The 16859-nt window shown below is 62.6% G+C and carries 17 protein-coding genes and 1 pseudogene; 3 read left to right on the top strand and 15 right to left on the bottom strand.

Going from position 1 to position 16859, the window contains the following annotated elements; translation table 11 throughout:
- Positions 1-79 precede the first annotated feature (79 nt).
- Positions 80-454, top strand: a pseudogene (locus AC1Q64_RS24915) (ATP-binding protein); the annotation flags it as partial.
- A gap of 156 nt (positions 455-610) precedes the next feature.
- Here the strand turns inward: AC1Q64_RS24915 and AC1Q64_RS24920 are convergent.
- The 15 genes from AC1Q64_RS24920 to AC1Q64_RS24990 form a co-directional block, all read right to left on the bottom strand.
- Entirely contained in the window at positions 611-1543 is a 933-nt protein-coding gene (locus tag AC1Q64_RS24920) for a CorA family divalent cation transporter (RefSeq protein WP_042797683.1), read from the bottom strand.
- Between the two features lie 5 nt (positions 1544-1548).
- Positions 1549-2085 (bottom strand): MOSC domain-containing protein, encoded by a 537-nt coding sequence (locus AC1Q64_RS24925; RefSeq protein WP_034054001.1) that lies wholly within the window; start codon positions 2083-2085, stop codon positions 1549-1551.
- A 23-nt stretch (positions 2086-2108) separates the two neighbouring features.
- The gene (locus AC1Q64_RS24930) at positions 2109-2555 is read right to left on the bottom strand and encodes a hypothetical protein (RefSeq protein WP_008647292.1); all 447 of its coding nucleotides are present in this window, start codon (positions 2553-2555) and stop codon (positions 2109-2111) included.
- Positions 2556-2568: 13 nt separating this feature from the next.
- Positions 2569-3546 carry an L-histidine N(alpha)-methyltransferase gene (egtD, locus tag AC1Q64_RS24935; protein ID WP_034053995.1) on the bottom strand — a complete coding sequence of 326 codons (978 nt, stop codon included), beginning with the start codon at positions 3544-3546 and terminating at the stop codon, positions 2569-2571.
- Complete coding sequence (egtB, locus tag AC1Q64_RS24940; protein WP_197022694.1) at positions 3543-4751, bottom strand: ergothioneine biosynthesis protein EgtB; 1209 nt, start codon at positions 4749-4751, stop codon at positions 3543-3545. Before egtB ends, egtD begins: the two co-directional genes overlap by 4 nt.
- Positions 4752-4772: 21 nt before the next feature.
- On the bottom strand, positions 4773-5534 hold the full coding sequence (locus AC1Q64_RS24945) for an FAD-binding oxidoreductase (RefSeq protein WP_042797684.1): 762 nt from the start codon (positions 5532-5534) through the stop codon (positions 4773-4775).
- Entirely contained in the window at positions 5527-6135 is a 609-nt protein-coding gene (locus AC1Q64_RS24950) for a sulfite oxidase-like oxidoreductase (protein WP_008647302.1), read from the bottom strand. Before AC1Q64_RS24950 ends, AC1Q64_RS24945 begins: the two co-directional genes overlap by 8 nt.
- 17 nt (positions 6136-6152) lie before the next feature.
- On the bottom strand, positions 6153-7562 hold the full coding sequence (locus tag AC1Q64_RS24955) for a mercuric reductase (RefSeq protein WP_034053982.1): 1410 nt from the start codon (positions 7560-7562) through the stop codon (positions 6153-6155).
- Entirely contained in the window at positions 7559-7936 is a 378-nt protein-coding gene (locus AC1Q64_RS24960; RefSeq protein ID WP_487300239.1) for a DUF427 domain-containing protein, read from the bottom strand. The genes AC1Q64_RS24955 and AC1Q64_RS24960 overlap by 4 nt, the downstream gene beginning before the upstream one ends.
- Complete coding sequence (locus tag AC1Q64_RS24965) at positions 7873-9093, bottom strand: bifunctional alpha/beta hydrolase/OsmC family protein (protein ID WP_008647313.1); 1221 nt, start codon at positions 9091-9093, stop codon at positions 7873-7875. The genes AC1Q64_RS24960 and AC1Q64_RS24965 overlap by 64 nt, the downstream gene beginning before the upstream one ends.
- Entirely contained in the window at positions 9090-9530 is a 441-nt protein-coding gene (msrB, locus tag AC1Q64_RS24970; RefSeq protein WP_034054008.1) for a peptide-methionine (R)-S-oxide reductase MsrB, read from the bottom strand. Before msrB ends, AC1Q64_RS24965 begins: the two co-directional genes overlap by 4 nt.
- Positions 9531-10097: 567 nt before the next feature.
- A complete protein-coding gene (locus AC1Q64_RS24975) occupies positions 10098-11630 on the bottom strand; it encodes a protein adenylyltransferase SelO (protein WP_074423286.1) in 1533 nt (510 codons plus the stop codon).
- A 4-nt stretch (positions 11631-11634) separates the two neighbouring features.
- The gene (locus AC1Q64_RS24980; RefSeq protein ID WP_034053978.1) at positions 11635-12123 is read right to left on the bottom strand and encodes a peroxiredoxin family protein; all 489 of its coding nucleotides are present in this window, start codon (positions 12121-12123) and stop codon (positions 11635-11637) included.
- A gap of 85 nt (positions 12124-12208) precedes the next feature.
- The gene (gene msrA / locus AC1Q64_RS24985) at positions 12209-12718 is read right to left on the bottom strand and encodes a peptide-methionine (S)-S-oxide reductase MsrA (RefSeq protein ID WP_008652077.1); all 510 of its coding nucleotides are present in this window, start codon (positions 12716-12718) and stop codon (positions 12209-12211) included.
- Between the two features lie 124 nt (positions 12719-12842).
- Positions 12843-13694 (bottom strand): AraC family transcriptional regulator, encoded by an 852-nt coding sequence (locus AC1Q64_RS24990; RefSeq protein ID WP_052157284.1) that lies wholly within the window; start codon positions 13692-13694, stop codon positions 12843-12845.
- Between the two features lie 69 nt (positions 13695-13763).
- On the opposite strand from AC1Q64_RS24990, the gene AC1Q64_RS24995 reads away from it, so the two are divergent.
- Positions 13764-15623 (top strand): glutamine--tRNA ligase/YqeY domain fusion protein, encoded by a 1860-nt coding sequence (locus tag AC1Q64_RS24995; protein WP_197970338.1) that lies wholly within the window; start codon positions 13764-13766, stop codon positions 15621-15623.
- A 485-nt stretch (positions 15624-16108) separates the two neighbouring features.
- Complete coding sequence (locus AC1Q64_RS25000; RefSeq protein ID WP_079385910.1) at positions 16109-16813, top strand: isocitrate lyase/PEP mutase family protein; 705 nt, start codon at positions 16109-16111, stop codon at positions 16811-16813.
- The last annotated feature ends 46 nt before the right edge of the window (positions 16814-16859 follow it).

Below are 16859 nucleotides of genomic sequence, written 5' to 3' on the forward strand. Positions count from 1 at the left end.
GATCTACCAACACCACCTCCGCGCCAGTGCTAGCTTTTCGTACCGTCACTTATTGCACTGAAAACGAGGAGACCCCAACAAGTCCGGGCAGTTGGCACACCGGCTGATGTACGTCGATCTGGTGATCCTGGATGAACTGGGCTACCTGCCGTTCACGCAGTCGGGCGGTGCGATGCTGTTCCACCTGCTCTCCAAGCTCTACGAGCGAACGAGCGTGGTGATCACCACCAACCTCACCTTCTCGGAATGGAGCAGCGTCTTCGGCGACGCCAAGATGACAACCGCCTTGCTCGACCGCCTCACGCACCACTGCCACATCGTGGAGACAGGCAATGAGAGCTGGCGATTCAAGCACTCCAGTGCCGCTGGCGCGGCACCGTCCAAGCCACGTGCAAAAGCTCAGAAAGGAGATCGAAAAGCAGCAGACCCGATAGACTTATCCACAACCGAGTAGCCAGAACATCCATCAACCCAGTGGCTCAGTATTCGACGTGATCACTGGCTCAGTTGTGCTGATGAATCAACAGGCACGTATCGTTTTTCCTAACAGCGCACCCGTCCTTGATGGACGGCTCCGAAGATACATCTCAAACAGTCCACAAACCGTCTACTAAAGCCATTTGAACCAGCGAAAGACCGCTACCAACCCAACACTCATTAGTAAGCAAAGACCTACCAACACCCAGAAGCCATTGGTGGCATCTGCGAACGGCAGTCCCAGAAGATTGGCGCCAAACAGGCCAGTGACAAAGTTCAAGGGCAAGAAGATTGTGGATACCACGGCAAAAACATAAGAGCTTTGATTCAGCTGTCGCTCCTGAATGCGGTTTGCCTGGTCACTGAGGATATCGATACGGTCACGCAAATTCTCCAGCGTTTCGAGCAACCGCAACAGCTGGTTCAGGTGCTCCTCCAGTCGGCCTCGGTGATTTATATTCAGCGGCGGGACGACGAGAGTTGTCAACGTTTGAAGAACGGCTCGCTGGGGGCCAAGATGACGAAGAAAGCCAGAGATCGCGGTCTGGGTATTGGCCATGCTCGGGCATGCCGCTTCCGTCTGGTGCTGAACCAGAAGGCCGCCGATCAGATCCACCCCATCCTCCAGCATCTCGACCTGCTCGGAAACTTCCGCGAGGTGCTCTTCGATGAGATCGCAAAGGAAGTCACCTGGCGTTGCAGGGCCGCGCCCCTGAGAGATGTCTTCTGCAAGTTCGAGGATGGGATCCACATCCTCCTCGCGGGTCGTGATAACCCGACGCTCATCAATCCAGATTCGCATGGACACCATGTCCTCTGGATGCCCCACTCCATCAGCTCTCAGATGCATCGCTTTGAGCAGAACCATCACACCCTGCCCGTGGACGCGCAACCGCGACCGGGTATCTTCAGAGACCATCGCTGCGGCGATCAGCTTGTCCAGGCCGGTCGCGCTCGAGAGAAAACCTTCCGTCTCGCGGTGGTGGATGCACATGTGCAACCACGACGCACCGCCGGTCATCTGGAGAAGATGGAGGAACCCAGGCGTACGCTCTGCTTCGATCATGGCTCTCAGCCCACGGTGGATTCAACGTCAAGGTTAACGGTATCTCCAACCCGTAGCACGCCACCTACGACGATCCGTGCCGTGGCGCCCCCGTGACCACGCAGCGCGGCGTAACCGCCTTCACCGAGCTCGTCCTCCATGCGTGAACAAGGAGGACATGGCCCCGTGATTTCAATGCGGACCGAACCGCCAATTCGCCAGACAAAGCGCTCTTCCCGGAAAGGTGAATGCATCGCGGCGATGTTGATCCCCGAGATCACGAGGTTGCGCCGCAAACGCTCCGGGGCAATTGGGGCTTGCCCCGTCCAGACCCCGAGCAAGCTGAGGTGCTCAGCCTGGATCAGACTCAGCTCGCGATGGCGTTGCGCATCCGACTGACGAAGCCGCAGGGAGCGGTGATCGCCAATCAGCCCGAGACCCGGTTCGGCCCTGGCCTCCTGCACGGACACAGCGTCCTTGAGGCGATCCGGGCGCAGAACGATGGCACCAAGTCGACCTGTGCCATGAAAGCGCCGGACCAAGTCGCGCAGCGTGCCGCCCATCGTTCAGACTCGAATGAGGTGCATCACAAGACTTCCTCTATGTGCAGTTCGCGTTGCCGGAAGCTGACAACATCACCGGCTCGGGCATCTGCGATCGCTGCGTAGATGGGCGCCTGGGTGGAAATTCCCATGTAGGTGTTGCCGTCGCACTGGAAGGCATCGCTAGCAACCGCAATCACGAACCAACGCCCGTCGATGCGAACCACGGCGCCTGTCTCCACCGAATCCCGGGGACCGAAATCGATCTGACGTAAGACTTCCAGGGCCTCCTGATGATCGTGAATGGGGCATTCGAACGCCTGCGCCAGAGCGGCATTGTTGACGGCCCGCGACGCCGCATCGCTTTCACTGGGTTCATCTCCGCGGCCCGCCGCACCGACCAGGTATTGCGCATAGGTCTGTTCAGCAAACCGCAGGCGCCCTTCGGCAAGGTCCAGCATGGTCTGGCGCAGATGGGTCTTGTTGCTCATTAGGACTCCTTTTTCAGGTCGACGTTTGTTGCGTTGGGGTGAACGGTAGCCGGTGCCAGACGGTGATGGCGTACCAGCCTCGGGGGTCGGTCAGGGTGCAGGTGTTGTCAAACCCGCTTCGGCGTGCGAGGTGTTCGATTGAAGCCAGGGAGTATTTCTGGGATTGCTCTGTATAGATGGTCTCCCCGGCATGGAATACAAACCCTCGGTCAAGGGTTCTGCTGTGGACCACCTGGTCAACTTGGCTCACCAGAAAGCTTCTGGCCACGTGTTCCAGCGGACAGTAGCTGGCGTAGTGCCGAAATTTCGTCAGATCGAAGTCCATGCCCAACTCGCGATTCAACCGCGTCAGCAGATTCAAATTGAACGCAGCGGTCACGCCCTGTGAATCGTCGTATGCTGCGCGCAACATGGCCGGGTCCTTGACCAGATCCAGACCAAGCAGCACAAGGTCACCCGGGCGCAAATGCGAATGCACCCGCTGCAGCAGCTTGACGGCACCGTGTTCGTCGAGGTTGCCCAGATTGCTGCCCAGCAACATTGCAACCTGGCGTCGCCCTTCGGCAATCTGAGGCCAATGCTCGAAATAGTCTCCCAGCACCGGTTCGATGGCCATGCGGGGGAGGTACGTGTCAAAGCGGCGGCTCAGATCCGCTAGGGCGTGTGCGGACACATCCATAGGCCTGTAGATGCAATCCACTTCACGTTGCGCCAGTGCCTGGCACAGCGACAGCGTTTTGGCCCCGTCGCCGCTGCCCAGTTCAATCAGATCGATCGGGCTGCACCGAGGATCTATCCACCGGGAAAGCTCATCCGCGCGTGAGCGCAGCAGCTCGTGCTCAAGGCGTGTGAGGTAGTACTCGGGCAGCGCCATGATCTGCTGAAACAGGCGCGAGCCCTCATCGTCGTAGAACCAAGCGGATGAGAGCGCCTTCTGTGGTCGCGTCAACCCTTGCAGAACATGCTCCGTCAGTCTGTCCCGATCAGTCATGCGGACTCCCGCGAGCGAACAGGACGGATGCCCGTGAACTGCCAACGCAACGGAGCGTGAAAGAAGTTCCGGTATGTCAAACGGGCGTGGCCCGGCGATGTGGCCCAGGACGCTCCGCGCAAGACCTGCTGGTTCACCATGAACTTCCCGTTGTATTCGCCCACTGCGCCCTCGCTGCGGGCAAAACCGGGATAGGGCTGATAGGCACTGCGCGTCCATTCCCATCGACGCCCCCAGTCGAACCGGCTTGCCGCTGCTTCCCACTCGAACTCGGTGGGCAATCGCCACCCCGCCCAATCGCAGAAAGCGTGTGCCTCGTAGTAACTGACATGCGTGACTGGTGCCTGACTGGTCAGCGGCATCACCCCCTGGAGCGTGTAATGACCCCATCCGTCAGGCTGGTTAGGGTCGGGCTGCCAGTACATCGGCGCACGGAATTTAAGCGTTTGCACCCAGTCCCAGCCTTCCGCATGCCAGAGCGAATGGCGCTGATATCCTCCGTCGCGCATGAACTGAAGGTATTCATCATTGGTGACTAGCGCCACACGGATGTCTACTCCTTGAATGAGCGCCAAATGCGATGGCGACTCGTTGTCGAAGGCGAACCCTGGCCCCTGGTGGCCCATGCGAATCGTCTGCCCTTCGACGCTAAGCCAATCGTCCAGTGGTGGGCAGGTTCCATCATGTTCGGCCGTCACATCTTGGGGACCGATGCCCAGAGGGTCATACGCCGGATGCAATGGGTTGTGGCCCAGGATGTACTTGATGTCTGTGATCAGCAACTCCTGATGCTGTTGTTCATGCTGCATGCCCAGCTCTACCAAGGCCGCGACCGCGGGCTCCAGTGGTTCCTTCAGCATACGGCGCATGGACTCGTCCACATGCGCGCGATACGCCATCACCTCAGCCACCGTCGGGCGACTCAAGCTCCCTCGCTGCGGGCGTGCCAGGTGAGCGCCCTCCGATTCGTAGTAGCTGTTGAACAGGTAGCCATACAGAGGATGGAACAGTCGATAGTCCGGCTGTTGTTTCGCGAGGACAAAAGTCTCGAAGAACCACGTGGTGTGGGCCAAGTGCCACTTCGGCGGACTGACGTCGGAAACCGGTTGGGGAACATGGTCCTCGGCACTCAGAGGGGCACACAGACGTTCGCTGCGCGAACGGACAGAGACGTATCGGGTTAGGCGGATGTCTTCAGGTGTCACGGCAGATGAGAAAAAAGAGAGTCAACTTCCGAAGCGCTCGGTGCGGATGGAGACCTCGGGCACATTTAGCCCGGTGACCATATGAACGATGGACTCGACAAAGTCATTACGCCCGCAGATGAAAACCTGCGCAGATTCGGTCGCCACATCACCCAATTGCTGCAATGCCCAAGCAACATCGGCTCCATCAATGCGGCCAACGTGGTCCTGTGCGCGCGGGGCACAGGTATCCCGCGAGAGCGCCAGTCGGCTGCGAAACCGCGGCGTAAACGCTTCCCATCGCTGCAGGGTGGGCCAGAGCAACACTTCGTCAAGATGGCGTGCGGCAACCAACAGCGTTGTATGCGCTTGGCTGTATGCACCCACGCGTTGCGCTGCCATGGACAAAAGGGGAACGACGCCAGATCCTCCCCCAATCAGCAAGGCTGGTCGTGTGTTCGACTCGTCAAGCACAAAATGACCTCCAACCGGTCCGAGGACTTCAATCGTTTCGCCGTGCTGGGCCTTGTCGTGAAACCAGGTGGATACTTCGCCATCGTCCAAACGCTCAATGCCAAGCTCATAGAGCCCGGTACGTTGAGGAGGTGAGAGGAGTGAATAGCTCCGTTGTGCCTGATAGCCGTCTTCCGCTGTCAGTCGGACATCCAAATGCTGGCCCGGCCTCGGGCGAACCCATCTGTCAGGACGCAGCACCACCCGCATGACGCGTGGAGTCAGTGCCTGCAACGCATCGATGCGTGCGGTCTGCCAGCTCAGCCGGTGTTGACCAACAGCCTCATCCATAGCGCTCTTCCTTGAAAGGGTCGCCTCGCATGTGATAGCCCCGCAGTTCCCAGAACCCGGCCTCGTCGCGCTCGTTGAACTGCAGCGCATTGACCCACTTGGCCGACTTCCAGAAGTAGAGATGCGGCACCAACAGGCGTGCCGGTCCCCCGTGCTCGGGCGCGAGCGGTCGGTCGTCGTAGTGCGTTGCGATCATTGCGCGCCCTTGTGTCAGATCGGCCAACGGCACGTTGGTGGAGTAGCCGTCCTGAGAATGCGCCAACACCCAAGGCGTGGGCGCTTCCAGTCCGGCCGCCTGCAACAAGGTGTCCAACGTCACACCGCGCCAGCGGGTGTCGAATTTCGACCAGGTGGTAACGCAATGGATATCGACCACCTGCTCGGTCTGGGGCAGGGCCTGGAATTCGCTCCAGGTCCAAACGCGAACCGGCCGCACACCGACCTTCAAGGTCAAGCGCCAATCGCCAAGCGCCAAGGCTTTTGGGGTGGGGCCCGCAGTCAGCACGGGAAAACCTTCCGTCAGGGACTGTCCTGGCGGAAGTCGACCGCCGTGGTTGTGGACATCGCGATTGCGGCCGCTGAATGAGCGGTTGATGGGCATGGTGTGGGTCCTCCGGCTCACCCAGAACTTGCGGTCAAGGGCTTGCGTCGATCAATGATGGTGGGCAGGAACTCGGTGACCGTCGGGTGAACGGGCAATGCATCCCGGACCAACTTCCAGGTGCCGCCACTGGCCATCACCAGACCGATCGCCTGAATGATCTCGTCCGACTGGATCCCGAGCATGGTCGCTCCGAGGAAATGACCACTGTCCTCATCGATGAGGAGCTTGATCTTGCCCACGGTTTCGCCTTCTTCCTTCGCGCGACTGACGTCCTTCATGGCGTGAACCGCCTGGGAAATGCGTCGCCCTTCGGTCACGAGTTTTCGCGCGTCGGCCTCATAAAGACCGACGTGGGCCAGCGGAGGATCGGTAAACATGGCATAAATGCCGACGCGCGCGGCGGCGCTGCGTTGCCCTCCGGCCAGGTTCTCCGCCACGATGTCCTGATCGTGGTAGCTGGTGTGGGTAAAGGCCCCGCGCTGATTGATGTCACCCAGCGCCCAGATGCCGGGAACCGCGGTTTCGAGCCGGTCGTTGGTGACCAGGTAGCCTCGCGCACTGACCTCCAGGCCCACCGTTTCCAGGCCCAGACAGTCGGTGTTCGGTATTCGCCCGGTGGCCACCAGCAGGTGGCTGCCATCCACGCTGCGGCCACCAGCCAACTGCACCCGCACGCCAGCGTCGTTGTCCGCCTTGCCGACCCGCTCAATGCGCACGCCGGTGTTCACTTCGATGCCTTCCGCTGTCAGCATTCCGGTCACAGCGGCTGCAATGTCCTCGTCCTCGCGGGCCGTGAGGCGGGGCCCTGTTTCCAGAATGGCAACCTCACTTCCCAGCCGCCGAAAGATCTGAGCCATCTCCAGGCTGATGTATCCACCGCCGATGATCACCAGCCTGGACGGTAATTCACGCAGCGCCAACAGCCGTTCGTTGTCCAGGAACGGCAGCTCGTCCAGCCCAGGCACCGGCGGAACAAAGGGACGTGTGCCGGTGTTCAGCACCACCTTGGGCGCCACCAGCTGATGCTCGCCGGCCAGCACCACGAACTGTTCGCCTTCACGGCCCGCCAGGCGACCGCGCGCCTTGATGATGGTGAGTCCTTCCAACTGGCCCAGCCAGGCCTGCAGGCCAGAGCGAGCCTCCTCCACCCGGCGTTGCATGCGCTCCATCGCTGCCCTGAAGTTGACCTGGACCGACCCGGTTTGCACACCGAATTCGCTGGCCCGGCGCGCCATGTGAGCCACACGAGCCGACTTGCGTAGGGTCTTGGTTGGGGTGCAGCCCCGATTGACACAGGTACCACCCAGGTCACGCTCCTCGATGAGCGCCACCTTCATACCCCGGGCAACGAGTGTCGCGCCCAGAAAGGGACCGGCCTGACCGGCTCCGATCACGATCGCGTCGAACCTCTGTTCCCCGCTCATGGCCGCACCTCGACACCGCGCCAGAACGCCACCCTGCCGGTCACCGCCTCCGCACCAGCCTTGGGCGACGGGTAGTACCACGCCGCGTCAGCGTTCACGTCTTCGCCGACCACGACGTCGTAGTAGCTGGCCCGCCCCTTCCATGGACAGGTGGTGTGCGTATCGCTTGGTTTGAAATGTTCCGGGCGCAACGCGTCGTGTGGGAAATAGGCGTTGCCTTCAACTTCCACGATGTCATCGCTCTCAGCGATGGTGGTGCCTTTCCAGATGGCTCTCATGCTCCGTCTCCTTCGTTTGTGTGTGGTTGGGATCAGTCCCGAATCAGTGTGGTGGTGATCACCGGATGGTTCTCCAGCGTTCGATGCACGGGGCAACGATCGGCGATGCGCAACAGGTCCTGTCGCTGGCTTTCACTCAACGGTCCGCTCAGCAGGAGCTGCCGCGTGACGTGGTCAACCTGTCCCGAGCGATCCCCGCACTCCTGGCAATCGGTCGCGTGCGCGCGCTCATGACGCAACCTGACCTGGACATCCTTGAGCGCATAGCCTTTTCGCTTGGCGTACTGGCGCAATGTCATGGACGTGCAGGCGCCCAGCGACATCAGCAGAAGTTCATAAGGATCGGGCCCGCGTTCGCCACCACCCACTTCCTTGGGCTCATCGGCGTCGAGGTGGTGCGGACCTGCTCGCATCGATCGCCAGAAGGCGTGATCGTGCTCCCCCACCCACACCTCGCCCGCACGAAGGTCCGACGGCGCATCGTTTCGCTCGGCTCGCATCGGCAGAAACCGCGAGGCCCAGGCGCCAATCAGGTCAGCCGCATACTGCGCATCGGCCGGGCGCGTGAGCAGATGGTCCGCATCGTCCAGGCTGATGAAACTCTTAGGATGTCTGGCCGCCTTGAACAGGTCCTGTGCCTCGCCGATGTCCACCACCGCGTCACTTGGCGCGTGCATAACCAGCAAGGCCGCGCGAAGCCCCTTGACCGGGTTCTCGTGGGCTTGGGCCTGGAGCTCTTCAATGAAGGCCGGCGCGATCCTGAACGCCCGGCCGCCCAGGTCGACCTGGATCTGCCCATCCTCTTCGGACTTGGTCGGACCGAAGTGACGAAGCACATGGTCGGCCGTCGCGGGTGCGCCCAGCGTGCAAACCGCCCGTATGCCGTCGAGGCGGGCAGCCGCCGCGATGGCCGCCGTCCCCCCCAGGCTGTGTCCGACCAACAGTGCAGGCATGCCGATCGTGCTCTGCATCCAGTGCACCGCCGCCACAATGTCCGCCACGCTGGACGAAAAGCCACCGCGCCCGAAGTCGCCTTCGCTCTCGCCCAGACCGGTGAAATCAAAGCGCAGCGTGGCGATGCCCTGCTGAGCCAGCGCCCGGCTGATGCGGGTCGCGGCGAGAGAGTTCTTTCCGCAGGTAAAGCAGTGGGCAAACACCGCCAGGGCTTGTAACGGTGCATGGTCCGGGCGTTCCAAGACACCCACCAGCAGACCCTGGCTGCTGCCAGCGAAGCCTACCTTTTCGCTGCTCATGCTTTCTCCAGTGCCAGGGCGTTGATGCAGTAGCGCAGACCGCTGGGCTTGGGTCCGTCGGGAAACACGTGACCCAGGTGGGCGTCGCAGACGTTGCACGTCGTCTCCACCCGCACCATGCCGTGGCTGTTGTCTCCGTGATAGCCCACCAGACCCGGGGCAATGGCCTGCGTGAAGCTGGGCCAGCCGCTGCGGCTGTCATATTTGGTCGACGCATCGAATAGTTCAGTGCCGCAGCACACGCACCGGTAGATCCCGGGCGAAAACAGCGTACACATCGAGGAGCTGTGCGCCCGTTCGGTGCCCTTGAGCCGCGTGATTCGGAACTGCTCGGGCGTCAGCTGTTGGGCCCACTCGGCTTCGCTGCGCTCAACTCGGCGCGGTGGCGTCGGGTTGCCCGTTTCCACCAGTTGAATCACTCCTTTCCAAGTCAACATGTCGGGCCCAGGCTCCGGTGCCGCCGGTTCGTTTTCCAGCCGCTTGAGAAAGGTGACGAGCTTGTCGGCGTCGATTCGGAAATGGTTGTAGACCACTCTGCCATCGGGATCGATCAGGATGAACCAGGGTGTGCCGCCGTTGCGGTAGCGGCGCATCAGCTCCGAACCCGCGCCGTCCTGTTCGTCACCGGCGTCGTGCCCGAAGGGAATGCCCAGCGCGTAGCGGGAGTGATTGGCCAGCATGCGCTCCCAGGTGTTCGAACCGAAGTCCTCGAACACGGTCTGGACTGCGGCGAACCCGACGAAGTCGCTCCCCCGAAACGCGTCGACCACCCGGGCAAGCGCCGGAAAGCCGGTCGCATGGCACCCCGGGCAGGCGTCCTGAAAACAGAAGATGAGCTTGAACCGGCCGGGCATGCGGTCCAGGTCGAAGTGTTCCAGCGCCTGGCCCGACGCGTCCACCCACCGGGTCACACCCAGGGGAGCGGCCGCTTCGCCAAGGACACCGGGTTCCTGTTTCGTTGTGGTCATGCGAAGTCTCCTTTCAGAAATCGTTGGGTACCCCAATCAGGTGCCGCAGAAGGTGCGGTGGGCTGCGGCCACTTCGGGCGAGGCCGGCAGCGTGAATGGCCGCGCGGACTCCACCGTCTCGTACGGCCGCCCCAGCACCGCCAGCAGGCGCTCGAACGGACCGAGGTCGGCCTCGTCCACGGCACTCGACAGCGCCGCCTCCACCTGGTGATTGCGCGGGATCACGAAGGGATTGACCGACCACGCCGTTGCGGCGCAGTCCTGCAAGGTCCTTCCCTCCCGGGCCATGCGCTGGCGCCAGCGCGCCAGCCAGTCCGAGAGCGCCGGGCGCTCCCGTCCGAACAGGTCGTGCAGTGCGGCATCCGGCCCCGTGATGGCGTCGGACAGGAGGCGGAACGCCAGCGTGAAGTCCACCTTTTCCCGCTGCAGCAGCTGCAGGAAGTCGTCCGCCAGGGCGCGGTCGTCCGGCTCTTCAGCGGCCAAGCCCAGCTTGGCGCGCAGCTGCCCGGTCCAATGCCGGTCAAAGCGCACGGCAAACCCGGCCACCACCTGTTCCACCCGTTCCACGACGTCGATATCGCGGGCGTCCAGAACCGGCAGCAACGCTTCGGCCAGACGGGCCAGGTTCCATTGCGCCATGGCCGGCTGCTGGCCGTAGGCATATCGCCCCTGACGGTCGATCGAGCTGAACACCGTGGCCGGATCGAAACCCTCCATGAACGCACACGGACCATAGTCGATGGTCTCGCCCGAAATGCTCATGTTGTCGGTGTTCATCACCCCGTGGATGAAGCCCACGCCCATCCAGCGTGCAATCAGCTGCGCCTGCCGCTCACAGACGGCCTCCAGCATCGGAATGGGCTTGTCGGAAAGCTTGGCGAGGGCGGGGTCATGCCGCGCCACGGCATAGTCGAGCAGCCGCCGAAGCATCACCTCCTCCTCCCGCGCCGCGAAGAACTCAAAAGTGCCCACCCGCAAGTGGCTGGCCGCCACGCGCACCAAGATCGCCCCGGGGGGCGAGCCCTCGCGGTTCACCCGCTCACCGGTCCGGATCACCGCCAGCGCACGCGTCGTGGGAATGCCCAACGCGTGCATGGCCTCGCCCATGAGGTACTCGCGCAGCGCCGGGCCCAGTGCCGCCTTGCCATCGCCACGGCGCGAAAACGGCGTACGGCCCGACCCCTTGAGGGCCAGGTCCCGACGCTGTCCTGCCGTGTCGATGAGTTCCCCGAGCAGCAAGGCGCGGCCATCCCCCAAGTGTGGCGAGAACTGGCCGAACTGGTGTCCCGCGTAGGCCTGCGCCAGCGGCGCCGCCTCAGCCGGCATTTCCACGCCGGACAGCCACGCCAGACCGGTCGCAGACTTCAGCGTCGCCGGCTCCAGCCCCAGCTCCAGCGCCAGGGCGTCGTTGAACTGCACCCAGGCCGGGGCCGGGGACGGCTCGGGCTTCCAAGGCACATAGAACCCCTGCATGTCCCGGAAGAAGCTGTTGTCAAACGGCAGCCGAAACGCCGGGCCCGTCCCCGGCGTCTTCGGCTCCGACACGGCCTTTGGTGTGGACGCACGCATGACTTCAGGCCGCCTTGAGACCATCGTTCGAAGCGCCGAACGCCCCGATCAGCTGCCGCTCGTCGAGCTCGAAGTCGCTGTAGAGCACCTCGTCCAGCGGATCGATCACCAAAAACCACGGCGTGCCGCGCGTCCCGTAGTCCGCCATGAGCGACGACGCGCGTCCGATCGCAGGGTCGTGTCCGAACGGAATGTTCAAGCCGTAGCGCAACTGCGTCTCGCGCAGGCGCTCGAAGGTGTTGGACTCGGCGCCCTCGAACACGGTCTGCACCGCGGCAAACGCGAAGCCGCGATCGCCCAACGCCTTGATCAGCTTCTGCAGGGTCGGAAAGCCATGGCTGTGGCAGCCCGGACACCAGTGCTGGAAGCAGAAGATCACTTTGAACCCGTCGCCCAGATCGGACAGCTTCAGCGGTGCCATGCTGCGCCCTTCGCCGTCGATCCACCACGGCACCCGCAGCTCGGGCGCCTGTTGAATGCACCGGGATTGCATCACCATCTCCTCAGGAAAAAAACAGACACACCGGGTCGGCCCGCCCACTGGCGCGCCGACCCCCACCGTTCTTGAGCGTTGGCCGTCAGCCGATCTCGCGTCGCGGCAGCTTCCAGCCCGCACGGGGGTAGTGGCAGGTGTAGCCGTTGGGGTGCTTGACCAGGTAGTCCTGATGCTCGGGCTCGGCCTCCCAGAACGGCCCCGCGGGCGCGAGCTCGGTGACCACCTTGCCCGGCCACAAACCCGAGGCATTCACATCGGCAATGGTCTGCTGCGCCGTGGCCAGCTGCTCGTCCGAGGTGTAGAAAATGGCCGACCGGTAGGAACTGCCGCGGTCATTGCCCTGGCGCCCCGGGGTGCTCGGATCGTGGATCTGGAAGAAGAACTCCAGCAGGTCGCGAAAGCTCGTCTGCGTGGGGTCGAACTCCACCTCCAACGCCTCGGCGTGGGTGCCGTGGTTGCGGTAGGTGGCGTTGGGCACATCGCCGCCGCTGTAGCCCACACGGGTGCGCAACACGCCAGGCAGCTTGCGCACCAGGTCCTGCATGCCCCAGAAACAACCGCCGGCCAGGACTGCTTTTTCGCTCGGGTTCATCGTGATCTCCTTCAAAGTTCTGCCTCAAGGCATTGAACCTGAAGTCGGGTCCGTTCGGCACAGCACAACGGCATTCGGCGTCCGCATCACGCCACCGATCGTCCAGAACCAGGGCGCGATGGACCTACGGCTGACTCAGATGCTCCATCTGCCAAGCGCTGGGCGATTGCCCCGAGGCCCGTTGAAACGCTCGCGCGAATGCGGTGGCATTACCGTAGCCCACCTGAGAGGCCACCGCCTTCACTGCCTGCCCTTGCGCGAGTAGGTTGCGGGCAACCGCCATGCGCCAGTGGGTCAAGTAGGTCAACGGCGGTATGCCCACCACCTGGACAAAGCGCAGGGCAAAGGCAGACCGGGACAGGTGCGCCAGCTCCGCCATGCTGTCAAGCGTCCAGTCGTGCTCTGGCGATTCGTGCAGCATGGACAGCACCACACCCAGACGGCTGTCGACCATGGCCTCCAGCACACCGCCGGACAGCAGTTGCCGATCAATCAGGTGACGCACAAGCACCACGAAGGTGTATTGCAGCAGGCGGTCGATCGCTGCCCGATAACCAAAAGCACGTGCCTCGGCCTCCTCGAACAGCAGCTCTACCGGTCGCTGCAGCGATGACGTGGCGGTCAAGTCAATCACCGTGACGTCCGGCAAGATCATGTCCAGCGGCGGCGCCAATTCACTGAGGGTGGCGCACATCAGGTCCACCCCCTGCGGCCCTGAGCCCTGAACCCAGTGCTCCAACGCGCGGGGAAGCAACAGCACGCTGGGCGCCCGCACGTTCAGCGGCGCAAAGCCCTTGCGCGTCAGTTGCAGCTCGCCGCGACTCAGCAGGTGCATCGTCCCCTGCTTGAGGCCGTCAGCCTCGGATCCCTGCGTCAGGGTACAGAGATTTCCCGAGAAAAACATGCGCGCCGTGGGGGTGAACCGTAACAGCTGGTTCAGCAGAGAGGCGTTCGGCAAGGGAGTGCTTTGGTTCAAGCGCGTGACACCTGTTGTGGGTTAGACCTTGATTATCTTGGAGCTTCCGCCTCTCCTTAGAATGACTGCATGCCCCCCCCGTCCCTTTCGTCCAGCATCTCTCGACACCACCAAGCTCCCGCAGAAATTGAGGGCCAGGCGCTCAGGACGTCAAACTTCCTGCGCCAGGTCATTGAAAAAGACCTCGCCACCGGCACCTACGCCCAGCGCCAATGGGGCGGCGGCCCGGGTGATGCCGCCTTCCACGACGCCGGCCAGCCCGACCCGGCCAAGATCCGCACCCGCTTCCCGCCCGAACCCAACGGCTACCTGCACGTGGGCCACGCCAAGAGCATCTGCCTGAACTTCGGCCTGGCGCGCGACTACGGCGGCGTCTGCCACATGCGCTTTGACGACACCAACCCCGAGAAGGAAGAAAAGGAGTACGTGGACTCCATCCTCGACGCGGTGCAGTGGCTGGGTTTCAACTGGGAATCCAACTTCAACGGCAAGCAGGAAAGCCACCTGTACTACGCGTCGAACTACTTCGACTTCATGTACCGCGCGGCCGAATACCTTATCACCGCCGGCCACGCCTATGTGGACGAGCAGACAGCCGAAGACATGCGCATCAACCGCGGCGACTTCGGCAAGCCCGGCGTGGACAGCCCCTTCCGCAGCCGCAGCCCGGAAGAGAACCTGGCCCGCTTCCGCGAGATGCGCGACGGCAAACTGGCCGACGGCGCCGCCGTGCTGCGCGCCAAGATCGACATGGCCTCGCCCAACATCAACCTGCGCGACCCGGCCATCTACCGCATCCGCCGCGCCACGCACCACAACACGGGCGACGCCTGGTGCATCTACCCCATGTACACCTTCGCGCACCCCATCGAGGACGCGCTGGAGCAGATCACCCACAGCATCGCCACGCTGGAATTTGAAGACCAGCGCCCGTTCTACGACTGGTTGCTGGAGCGTTTGTGCGAAGGCGGCCTGCTCAAGGCCCCACCGCCGCGGCAGTACGAATTTGCGCGCCTGAACCTGACCTACGTGATCACCAGCAAGCGCAAGCTGGCGCAGCTGGTGAACGAGAAGAAAGTCAGCGGCTGGGACGACCCGCGCATGCCCACCATCGTCGGCCTGCGCCGCCGCGGCTACACGCCCGAGGCCATCCAGCTGTTTGCCGAACGCATCGGCGTGACCAAGAGCGACTCCTGGATCGACTACAGCACGCTCGACGGCTGCCTGCGCGAAGACCTGGAAAACAAGGCCCACCGCGGCATGGCCGTGCTTGACCCCGTCAAGCTGGTGCTCACCAACTGGGCCGAAGTGTTCGGCTCTGACGGCTACACCGAAGACTGCACCCAGCCCGCCCTGCCCCACAGCACCATTGCCGAAGGCCAGACGCCGCCGCCTGACCGCGTCTTCAAGATCGGCAAGGACGTGTGGATCGAACGCGAAGACTTTGAAGAAGTGCCGCCCAAGGGCTACAAGCGCCTGTTCCCAGGCAACGTGGTGCGCCTCAAAGGCGGCTACGTCATCGAATGCACGGGTTGCGCCAAAGACGCCGAAGGCAAAGTGACCGAAGTGCACGCCAAGGTCATCCCCGGCACCAAGAGCGGCACCCCCGGCGCCGACAGCGTCAAGGCCAAAGCCGCCATCACCTGGGTGGGCAACGCCGACGGGGTGAGCGCCGAAGTGCGCCTGTACGACCGCCTGTTCACCGACCCGCAACCCGACGCGGGCGGCAAGAACTTCCTGGACGCGCTGAACCCCGACAGCCTGAAGGTGGTGACGGCGGTTGTGGAGCCTTCACTGGCTGCAGCGAAGCCAGACCAGAAATTCCAGTTTGAGCGCCACGGCTACTTCGTGGCCGACCGTGCGGACCACGGGGTGGGCGGGAAAGTGGTGTTCAACCGGGTGACGGGGTTGAAGGATCGTTGGAATTGATCGCTATTCCCACTCTGTGCTTGCTTAATGCCTCGTACAAATCGTCTTTGTTGAAGACATCGCCTTGCACCACTTCACTCTCAGAATCTGGGGGTAGCTATCTACTCCGTTTTGGCGAGTAGGTGAACAGATCCGGAACAACGCGCGGTTGACACGGCCACATAGGAGTTGCGGAGCGTTTGCCCGGTAAACCTGTCTTGAATCGTCCCGAGGAGATTCGAACGCGCTGCCTAAAGCAACCACGCAAGCAACGTGAGCCGTTTTTCGACACCGACGAATCTGTGCATGCGCTGGTTATGGTCGAAAAGTGAGGCGCTCTACCAAATCGCAAAAACGGCAGGAAGTACATGGGTGTGTGGCATACCTCCCCCGACAACAGGGCGCACGCTTTACGACAAGTTGATGCGGTGTCTGGGCGAGATTGCCCATACGCACGATACCGACTGAAGTACCCGCCACCAACTTCGGCGACTAGGATGGCCATAATGAGCCAAATCCAACGGGGTCTACGGTTCCAGCAATTGCACACTGCCGAGGCCATCTTTCTGATGCCCAACGCTTGGGACGTTGGTAGTGCGCTGATGCTCGCGTCCTGCGGCTTTCCCGCTATCGCCACTACGAGTGCAGGCGTGGCTTTCTCGCTGGGATTCCCTGATCAAGAAGCTGCTGTGAGCAGGGAGACCATGCTGGATCGCGTGGGGTCCATTGCTGCGGCAAGTCCACTTCCTGTCTCCGCCGATCTCCAGTCGGGCTACGGTGCGAGCCCTGAAGAGGTTGGAGAAACCATCGCGGCTGCGATTCGTGCTGGTGTGGTGGGCGCGAACATCGAGGACTACAGCGGCAATCCTGCGCAAGCCCTGTTCGACAGAGAGCACGCTGTCGCGCGCGTTCGGGCAGCAAGACGCGCCGCGGACGCGTCGGGAGTTCCTTTTGTTCTGACGGCCCGATCCGATGTCTACCTGACTGGTGCGAGCAATGTTTTTGCAGAGGCCGTCGAGCGATGCAATGCGTACCGAGAGGCGGGTGCGGATTGCCTCTTTGTGCCGGGGGCTTCCGACCCCAAGACCATCGAAGCGCTCGTCCGGGAGATCAATGCCCCCCTCACCGTGGTCATGGGCCTGACAGGTTCACCTCTCACCGTGCCCCAACTCGGATCTTTGGGGTCTCCTCGTTTTCAGTGCAATAAGTGACGGTACGCAAAGCTAGCACTGGCGCGGGGGTGGTCTGGGTAGACCG

This window comes from Acidovorax sp. GW835-FHT14G06 (genome assembly GCF_058793595.1).